The following is a 7,513-nucleotide window of genomic DNA, read 5'->3' as shown; positions in this document are numbered from 1 at the left end:
AAGCCCCCCCCCCCCCACCCCGGCCATCACCACCCCGGCCACCGTGCCGGCGGTGGCCACCAGCGTCTTGCGGGTGGGACCGCCCACCAGCCACAGCGTCACCACCGCGGTGACGGCACACACCAGCACGGCGCTCCAGAAGGGGGACCAGCCCCGGTACACCAGAGGCAGATAGACCCACAAAATACAGCCGAAGGTGAAGATCAGGCCCAGGGCGCCCTTGGCCCCCTGCCAGCCGCCGATGAGGCACAGCGCCAGCAGATACAGCGCCGCAAAGGCCAGGATCTGGAACTCCCGGTCCTGGGCATAGACGCTGGAGACCACCGTGTCCCCCGACAGGCTCTGCATCACCACCACTTTCATGCCCACGGTGCAGGGTGCGCCGAACAAAAAGCCGGAGCTGGAAGTGGTTTCGATCTCCTGGCCCTTGAGTTCACCGCTTTTCATGAGGACGCGGACCACCTGCTCGCCCGTGCGGCTACCGTCGGGCTGGATGTTATCCTGCAGGATCTCTGTGACCACGCCTTTTTCAAAGGTCTGCCCCTCCCGGGAGACCAGCGCCACCTTGTCCACCTGATTGAGCCGGACCACCAGCAGCAAAAACAGCGCCAGCAGCACCAGCGGCGGCACCCAGCGTTTCCAAACCACACGATTCACGGGAAAGACCTCGTTTCATGAAAAAGTAAACAGCGTCTCTCCGCAGGCAGTTTGCCTGCGGAGAGACGAAGCAGGGAAAGGGGAACGGGATCAGCCCAGCTTGGTCAGGGCGTAATCCGCAGTAGAGGCGGTGACGGCGCTGCCGGTCAGCAGCCCATTGGTCTTGGCATAGCTCAGACCCTGGGCGGGCGTGGCACTGGCGGAGGCGCCGGTCTTGCCCTTGACGGCGGCATAGCGGGTCAGCATGGCCGCGAACTGGGCCTGGGTAATGGTCTCATCGGGCTGGAAGGCCGTACCGGTGACACCCTTGACGATGCCCTGCGCCTTGGCCCAGGCCACGGCCTTCAGGTAAGAGGCGTCGGCGGACACATCGGTAAACCCGGCAGCCGTGGAGACGGCGGGACGGCCGGCGGCGTCATACAGGCGCTGGACTGCCTGGGCGCGGGTCAGGGGAGCGGTGAGGCTCTCACCGGCACCGGTCTTGTTGATGGTGAAGGTGCTGTCAATCTTCTCCGTCTTGCCGTCGGCGGTCAGCTGATAGGTGTCGATGGAGAAGGAGGTCTTGCTGAGAGTGATGACGGACCAGCTGGGCAGCCAGTTCTGGCTGCGCTTGGCGATATAGTCCTGCTGGGCGGAGATCAGCTCATAGAACTTGGAGCCGGAGGCGGAGTTTGCGGTCATATACAGCGTGCCGTTGGGGTTGGTCACGGTGTTGCCCACAGCGGTCTCGATGGTGTAGCACTTGTTGTCCGCCTGGAAGTTGTTCAGCAGGGCCTCACCGGCGGTGTCACCGTCAGCGGGGGAGAGGGGGATCTGGGTGTTGTTGGTGGTGTTGTAGGCGTGATCCCAGTCGTAGTCGCTGCCGTCGGCATTGAGCTGGAACTCATAGGAGCCGTGGGTCTGGCCGTCACCGTAGAGCAGCTTGGAGCGGCTGTAGGTGTGGTCGTGTCCCTGGAGCACCACGTCGATGTCGTACTCATCAAAGATGGGGGTCAGCTGGGTCCGCAGGATCATGCCGTCGGTGTCGGAGTGATCCAGGCCGCTGCCGTAGATATCCTGGTGAATGGTGACGATGCGCCAGGCGGCGTCGGGATCGGAAGCGACGGCCTCCTGGATGGCCTTCTTGTGCTCAGCCACGTTGTAGTTGTTGGTGTTGAGCACGATGAACAGCCCGTCACCGTAGGAATAATAGTAGTCGCCGCCGGCCTCGGTGGTGCCGTAATCCGTGGCGTTGGGGTTGTTGAAGTGGTAGGAATAATCAGGGTTCAGGGAATCATGGTTGCCGATGGTGGTAGCCACAGGCAAAGATGCCAGCGCCTCGGGGGCCAGGTAGCCGGCGTACTCCTCCTCCTTGGGCTTGCCGGTCTTGTTGATCTGGTCACCGGCGGAGATGATGAAGTTCACATCGGGGTCCTGAGCCAGGGCGGCTTCCAGCGTCCGGTTCCAGCCGAAGGAGTCGTTCCGGGCGGCGGTGTTGCCGGCGCCGCTGTCAGCGGCCAGGGTTTCGCCGCCCTGGGGCTGGCCCTTGGAAGCACCGATCTGGGGATCGCCCACATAGAGCATCTTGATCGTGGAGAAGCTGCGAGTCTTGTAAGTCTCCACGTCGGACTGGACGCCGTTTTTCTCCACCGTGTAGTAATAGGTGGTGTTCTCCTTCAGCCCGGTGACGGTGACGTGGTTGTAGTCATAGGCCACGCCGTCGGTCAGGGAGACATCCACATCGGCGGCCTTGCCGGTGAAGGTCTTGAGATTGTTCCGGTCCGTACCGAAGTGGACCACGGGGGTCGCAGCCTTGCCGTCATCCTTGCTGTACCAGGCAAAATTCAGCTCCGTCTCGTCGGCGCCGGGGGTCATGGACACCTTGGTGTAGTCCGTGGCCACGGTGTCCCACTTCTCCGTCCAGGCGGTCCACTCGGCGCTGCCGCCCACGGAGGCACCGTTGTTGTAGTGCTCGGTGGCAGCCAGTGCGGGAACCACCGTCCCCACCAGCAGTGCGCCGCACAGGGCACCGGTCAGGACTCTCTTCTTCATTTCCATTTTGATCCTTCCTCACACTTGATACTGATATGATTTGTCAGAAATTCCTTTCGACGGAGTGAGTATAGTCCCTTTTTGCAGGCCATTCAACAAGATTTCCGAACTTTTGAAAAAGGTTTTACCAGGATTTTACCTTTCATTTTCTTCTTTTACAAACTTATTACCCGTGCGTTTCCAATCGCTGCCGCGTGCTTTGAAGCACCTGAACACCGCGGCGCCGCGGCTTAGCAGGACTCCTGCCTTTTCCCCCGCCGGTTTTCGTCTGTTTCCCGGCGATTTCCCCCTCTGGGGCGCCACTTTTTCCTTTTTTTGCAAATTGCCGAGCAACTCGACAGAATCAGACAGAATCCCTTCTTCATTTTGTGTATGATAACAGCAACAACATCAAGATTTTGTGGAGCCAACGAAAAGGAGGAACTCTCAAATGCAAAATCTAAGTAAGGAGTACCTGCTGCTGTTCAACGCCATTACCGACGCCGAAGCGCTTCTCGCCCGCCTCCGGGCCGACCTGATCGCCACGCAGCAGCAGGCGGAAGCCCTGTTCCTGGAGAGCGGGGAGGACGCCGCCCAGGACCCTCCGTCCCATTCCTGACGTATGAAAGGGGCGGCGGATGTATTTCCGCCGCCCCTTGTTGCATTTATCCGGGACTTTTCCACCGGTTTGTGGTATGGTGTTAAAAAACGATCATACGCATCGGAGGTTTTTTTATGCTGCATATCGGCTGTCATCTCTCCGCCTCCCGGGGCTTTGCGGCCATGGGCCGCCAGGCGCTGGAACTCGGGGCGGATACTTTTCAGTTTTTTACCCGCAACCCCCGGGGCAGCCGGGCCAAGGCCCTGGACCCGGCAGACGCTGCGGCGCTGCGGGAGCTGCTGACGGCCCACCGCTTCGCTCCGCTCATCGCCCACGCTCCCTAAACCCTGAACCTCTGCGGCGCCGAGGAGAAAAACCGCCGCTTCGCCCAGGAGACCATGGCCGACGATCTCACCCGTCTGGAGCACCTGCCGGGCCAGTACTATAACTTCCACCCCGGCAGCCATGTGGGCCAGGGGATCGACACCGGCATCGACCTGATCGCAGCCGGACTCAACGCCATCCTCCGGCCGGACCAGTCCACCACCGTGCTGCTGGAGACCATGGCCGGAAAGGGCACGGAGGTGGGCGACCGGTTCGAGGAGCTGCGGGCCATTCTGGACCGGGTGGAGCTGGGAGACAAGATGGGCGTGTGTCTCGATACCTGCCACGTCTCCGACGCCGGGTACGACCTGATCCATGACCTGGACGGGGTCCTGACGGAGTTCGACCGGGTCATCGGCCTTTCCCGCCTCAAAGCCATCCACCTCAACGACAGCAAAAATCCCGCCGGCTCCCGAAAGGACCGGCACGCGTGCATCGGGGAGGGCTGCATTGGGCTGGAGGCCCTGACCCGTGTGGTCCGGCACCCGGCCCTGCGGGAGCTGCCCTTCTGCCTGGAGACCCCCAACGAACTGCCCGGCTACGCCCGGGAGATCGCGCTGATGCGGCGTCTCTCGGAGGAATAAAGTGGGAATAAAAAAGGAGGAACGGCTGTGCCATTCCTCCTTTTTTTGCTTTCTGCACTCAGTCGTAGTGGAGCGCGTCAATGGGGTTGAGATTTGCCGCCTTCTTGGCGGGGATATAGCCGAACACGATGCCGATGCCGGTGGACACACCGAAGGCCACCAGCACCGCCAGCAGGCTGGGGCTGACCGTGATGGGCGTATCCGGCATCACCCGGGCAATCACCATGGTGGCCACGGAGGAGAGTCCGTAACCCAGGAGAATCCCCAGGATACCGCCCATGGAGGAGGTGGTGGCCGCCTCGATGACGAACTGGCGCATGATGACGCTCTCCCGGGCGCCCAGAGCCTTGCGGATACCGATTTCCCGGGTCCGCTCGGTGACGGAGACCAGCATGATGTTCATGATGCCGATGCCGCCTACCACCAGGGAGATGGCCGCGATGGCCGCCAGGATATAGATGATGACGTTGACCATTTCGTTCATGGTGTCCAGCATTTCCGCCATGCTGGTAACAGTATAGGCGTCATCATCTTCAAAAATTTCATACAGCTCACTTTCCACCAGCGACTTTGCCTCCGAGACCTGATCCTTGTCCTGGACGGTGATGGTATAGCTGCTGATGGTGCCGGTATAGTTGAGCCGGGATGCCGTGGTATAGGGGAGGTAGACGCAGTCATCCGTGCCGCCCTCCTCCAGATCGCTGGACTGCTGGGCCAGAACTCCCACGATGGTAAAGGTGGTGCCGCCGATTTTCAGCGTCTGGCCCACAGCACTGCCGCCGTAATAGGCCATGTTCAGGTACTGCCCGATCACGCAGACCTTTTTCCGGTTCTCCATGTCGGTGCACTGAAGCCCCCGGCCCTGCGCCACGGTATAGTCCTTCATGGAGAAGTAATCCTCGCTGACGCCGGTCATAGAGGTAGTGGTGATGCTGTCGCTGCCGATTTTCAAAATGCCCGTCATGGTGACGGTGGGGGAGATCTGCTTGAGCAGGTCGCTGTTATCCGCCACCATCTCATACATCTCTTCATCGGAAACGGAGCGGGAGGAGCCGCGGCCCATGATCATCACGGTCAGCGAATCCGTGCCCATGTCCTCAAACTGGCTTTCGATGTAGCCCTGCATGCCGTTGCCGAGGCCCACGATGACGATCACCGCGCACACGCCGATGATGATGCCCAGCATCGTCAAAAAGGTCCGCATCTTGCTGCCCAGGATGTTTTTCAGGGCCAGCTGAAAGGTTTCGATCAGACTCATTTCGCGCCCATCCCCTTTCCGGCCCGGTCCGGCGTGACCACCGCCTCCGGAGCGCTGGCGTCGCCGTCGTAGATCACCCGGCCGTCTTCCAGACGGATGATCCGCTGGGCCTGGACAGCGATGGAGTTATCATGGGTGATGAGGACCACAGTGTTGCCGGCAGCATGGAGTTCCTGCAGCATGGCCAGCACCTCCCGGCCGGTACGGGAATCCAGGGCGCCGGTGGGTTCGTCCGCCAGGATCACCGCCGGCTCTCCCACCAGGGCCCGGGCAATGGACACCCGCTGCTGCTGGCCGCCGGAGAGCTCGGCGGGATAGCGGTCCATGAACATACCGATCTTGACGATCCGGGACACCCGGCGAACCGTCAGGTCGATCTCCTCCTTGGTCATCTTCCGGGTCTCGGTGACCACCTGGCCGCCTTTCACCAGGCGGAACTCTCCGTCCAGCTCCCCGCCGGCAGCCACAGCCGCCTTCCGCGCAGCATCCACCTTGCCTGTAAGCTGGGCAATCGTCCCGGTCAGATCCGGGGACTTCTCCACATGGTAGGAGAGCAGCTGCTTTGCCGTATAAATGGAGATGGTGAAGGTGTCCACCAACTTGAGCTGGGCTTTCTTTTCATCCAGCTTTCCGTTTTTGTCCCGGCACTCCTCCAACACCTTGACCACTTCCTCCGGCTGACGCAGGATCTCCGCCAGCCGCGCGGCGGTCTTGGCTTCAAAGTCCACCTTGGGGAGAGGCTCCTTGATGTTTTTCAGGCCGAAGGAAATATTGTCGTAAACCGTCATATTGGGCCAGAGCGCATAGTTCTGGAACAAAAAGCCCACCTTCCGCTTATTGGCAGGGACATTGATGCCCAGCGCACTGTCAAAGACCACCTGGTCTCCAATGGTGATGCGCCCGGAAGTAGGAGTCTCCAGGCCGGCGATCATCCGCAGCGTGGTGGTTTTTCCGCAGCCGGAGGGACCCAGCAGCGTGACAAAGGCGTTGTCCTGAATGACCAGGTCCAGATCGTCCACGGCGTAGAATTTGCCCCAGCGCTTGGTCACATGTTCTAATCTGATTTCAGGCATGGTTTAACCTCCTATTCCCTTGTCCAGGCTGGCCCCCGTGACCTTGTTGACAATGGTGTTGCACACCAGAATGGTCACGATCAAAATTAGGTTGATGCCGCTGGAGAAGGCATACAATCCCATTTCATCGAAGTAATCCAGCGTCGTGGACAAAATGAAGCCCTGGGTGCACAGCAGCATAAACAAGGACAGCTCCCGCAGGCAGGTCATGAAGGGCAGCATGTAGCCGCTGATGATGGACGACTTCTGGATGGGGATGATGATCCGGGTCATCCGCTTGATCCAGGGAATATCCTGGATGATGGCGGCCTCCTCGATCTCCCCGGACAGCTGGAGCATGGAGTTGAGCGAACTGCGGCTGGCAAAGGGGATGTACTTGATGGTACCTACGATAATCAGCAGGGTGTAGGTATTGAAGAGATTCACGTGCTCATTGGAAAACAGGATGAAGAAAGCTGCACCCACTGCGATGGAGGGCATCAAATACGGCAGGAACGCCATGGCGTTGACGTAGTTGGCTCCCTTGCTCCTCCGGTTTTTGGAGACGGCGTAGCCGATCAGGGTGCCGATGGTGCCGGCCAGCAGTGCGCAGGCCACGCTGACCAGGATCGTCCCCTTAAAGGCATTCCAGATCGTATCATTGTAGAGGATGCCCTTTTGTCCGTACATGCCGTTTTCCGTGATGTTTTCACTGGTGATCCACCATTTGGTGGTAAGATTGGCCGTGTCGCCGGTGTACAGGAAAGAATAGTCGCCGGGGTTGGGCAGGAAGGTCTCAAAGGCAAAGGAAACGATGGGGAAAATGCTGGTAAAGAACGTGACCACCACCAACACCAGGGCGATGATGTACTTCCCTACTCTGCCCAGATTGATCTTGGAGATCTGGCCGGACTTGCCGGTGACGGTGGTGTAATTCTTCCGGCTGTGGAGGGACATCTGATTGAGC

Annotated in this window: 6 protein-coding genes and 1 pseudogene; 2 read left to right on the top strand and 5 right to left on the bottom strand. The window is 60.1% G+C overall.

From position 1 onward, the window contains the following. Both QZL67_RS10385 and QZL67_RS10380 read right to left on the bottom strand, forming a co-directional pair. Window positions 1-657, bottom strand: a 657-nt coding sequence (locus QZL67_RS10385) for a YibE/F family protein (RefSeq protein ID WP_292920293.1), incomplete at its 3' end; no start/stop codon positions are given. A 90-nt stretch (window positions 658-747) separates the two neighbouring features. Beyond that, window positions 748-2,688 (bottom strand): metallophosphoesterase, encoded by a 1,941-nt coding sequence (locus QZL67_RS10380; protein WP_366914408.1) that lies wholly within the window; start codon window positions 2,686-2,688, stop codon window positions 748-750. A 430-nt stretch (window positions 2,689-3,118) separates the two neighbouring features. Here QZL67_RS10380 and QZL67_RS10375 point away from each other — a divergent pair, with 430 nt between their 5' ends. Beyond that, window positions 3,119-3,286 carry a hypothetical protein gene (locus QZL67_RS10375; RefSeq protein ID WP_022290652.1) on the top strand — a complete coding sequence of 56 codons (168 nt, stop codon included), beginning with the start codon at window positions 3,119-3,121 and terminating at the stop codon, window positions 3,284-3,286. 116 nt (window positions 3,287-3,402) lie between these two features. Next, a pseudogene (locus QZL67_RS10370) lies at window positions 3,403-4,236 on the top strand (deoxyribonuclease IV). A gap of 58 nt (window positions 4,237-4,294) precedes the next feature. On the opposite strand, the gene QZL67_RS10365 reads toward QZL67_RS10370, so the two are convergent. From QZL67_RS10365 to QZL67_RS10355, 3 genes are all read right to left on the bottom strand, one after another. Further along, window positions 4,295-5,494: an ABC transporter permease gene (locus QZL67_RS10365; protein WP_022290649.1), complete on the bottom strand. Its 1,200-nt coding sequence runs from the start codon at window positions 5,492-5,494 to the stop codon at window positions 4,295-4,297. Continuing rightward, complete coding sequence (locus tag QZL67_RS10360; protein WP_022290648.1) at window positions 5,491-6,567, bottom strand: ABC transporter ATP-binding protein; 1,077 nt, start codon at window positions 6,565-6,567, stop codon at window positions 5,491-5,493. Before QZL67_RS10360 ends, QZL67_RS10365 begins: the two co-directional genes overlap by 4 nt. 3 nt (window positions 6,568-6,570) lie before the next feature. Continuing rightward, window positions 6,571-7,513 (bottom strand): ABC transporter permease subunit (locus tag QZL67_RS10355; RefSeq protein WP_292920291.1); only part of this gene is annotated, 943 nt, incomplete at its 5' end.

Source organism: Oscillibacter sp. CAG:155 (assembly GCA_000436875.1).
In the GTDB taxonomy this organism is placed as follows: domain Bacteria; phylum Bacillota; class Clostridia; order Oscillospirales; family Oscillospiraceae; genus Oscillibacter.
Note: the sequence above shows the minus strand (reverse complement) of the source record. Positions and strands in the feature narration are given on the sequence as shown.

Bases quoted from the DNA above. Each gene is read 5' to 3' on its own strand.
- QZL67_RS10380 (WP_366914408.1), bottom strand. From the start codon at position 2,688: ATGAAGAAGAGAGTCCTGACCGGTGCCCTGTGCGGCGCACTGCTGGTG.
- QZL67_RS10375 (WP_022290652.1), top strand. From the start codon at position 3,119: ATGCAAAATCTAAGTAAGGAGTACCTGCTGCTGTTCAACGCCATTACC.
- QZL67_RS10365 (WP_022290649.1), bottom strand. From the start codon at position 5,494: ATGAGTCTGATCGAAACCTTTCAGCTGGCCCTGAAAAACATCCTGGGC.
- QZL67_RS10360 (WP_022290648.1), bottom strand. From the start codon at position 6,567: ATGCCTGAAATCAGATTAGAACATGTGACCAAGCGCTGGGGCAAATTC.